Origin of the sequence: Halomonas sp. Ps84H-12 (assembly GCF_024124725.1) — a bacterium.
Lineage (GTDB): Bacteria > Pseudomonadota > Gammaproteobacteria > Pseudomonadales > Halomonadaceae > Vreelandella > Vreelandella aquamarina.
In genome coordinates this window covers 1-1,115 of the sequence record NZ_JAMXSJ010000095.1, presented here as the reverse complement: position 1 = coordinate 1,115, position 1,115 = coordinate 1, and the positions used below count along the sequence as shown (strand labels likewise).

Sequence of the window (1,115 nt, the reverse complement as noted above, 5' to 3'; positions counted from 1 at the left end):
GGCGAACCCTTGACCGATCAGTCAGACAGGACTGCCGCCTGACCGGCCATACACAGAATTTGAGTGCGCCAGGCAAAGCCTGGACATCCGGGAAACCGAGAAGGTGGAAAGGATGTCGTGAAACCCAGTGGGTGAAAGTCCCACCCGGCCAAGGCTAGCCACCAGCCGGCAGCGAGTGTTGCGTGGTGTCGGGTAACCGCCGCTGCGAAGCGTACACAGCGAGTAGGTAGGCCGTGTGATAGAGCCCCGAAATTGTGGTAGTGGCAGTCGCCGACAGTTTTCAAATGCTGGAAGGCAACACGACCCTGCCGTATGGCTTGGCAGGGAAGGGCCGCCGGGGTCGAAGAGCAGGGCATGTCCATACAGGGGTTTCCCAGGAACCTGGGAGGCCCGTCCTTCTCCTCTGAACGACAAAGGTACAGGCATGGGGCTGCCTGCGGCGAAAGCTCCCGGTCCGGTGCTGTCGTGCCTGACGGTACCGGAAGCAAACAACAGGCACTCAGGGGGTACGGCCAGGCGACCATAAGGAGCCAGCCGGATGGAAGGGCGGGAGTCGGAGTCGCTCATAGTACCGAAGAAGGCGGGGAACCTACTCGACGGGACCCGCTGGAGGGAAGGGGCGGCCAATCATCAGAACTGCACGAGGGCAACATGACAGGTGCACAGGAACCTGAGGTCATGTCCACGAAACAAGTGCGGATAGCAGCGCTGGCAGAGCGCTTCCCGCAGCGTGCCTTCACGTCACTGGCGCATCATATCGACGCCCAGTGGCTGAGGACGGCCTACCTGATGACGCGCCGTGACGGCGCCGTCGGGATCGACGGCCAGACGGCGGACGACTTCGCGCGCGACTTCGAGGCTAACGTCCAGCGTCTGCTGGAAGCGGCCAAGAGCGGTCGCTACCGGGCGCCGCCGGTGCGGCGCGTCAATATTCCCAAGGGAGACGGGCGCTCCACACGGCCGATTGGCATTCCTACCTTCGAAGACAAGGTCCTGCAACGTGCCGTGGTGGCCCTGCTGGAGCCGCTCTATGAGCATGATTTTCACGAGTGCTCGTATGGTTTCCGGCCGGGGCGCTCGGCGCATCAGGCCATCGGAACGGTGAGGAATGGCCT

General features: G+C 63.0%; 1 protein-coding gene. It reads left to right on the top strand.

The annotated features are described in order from the left end of the window. Positions 1–678 precede the first annotated feature (678 nt). The coding region (locus NH344_RS18190) for a reverse transcriptase domain-containing protein (protein ID WP_253028294.1) at positions 679–1,115 on the top strand (437 nt) is incomplete at its 3' end.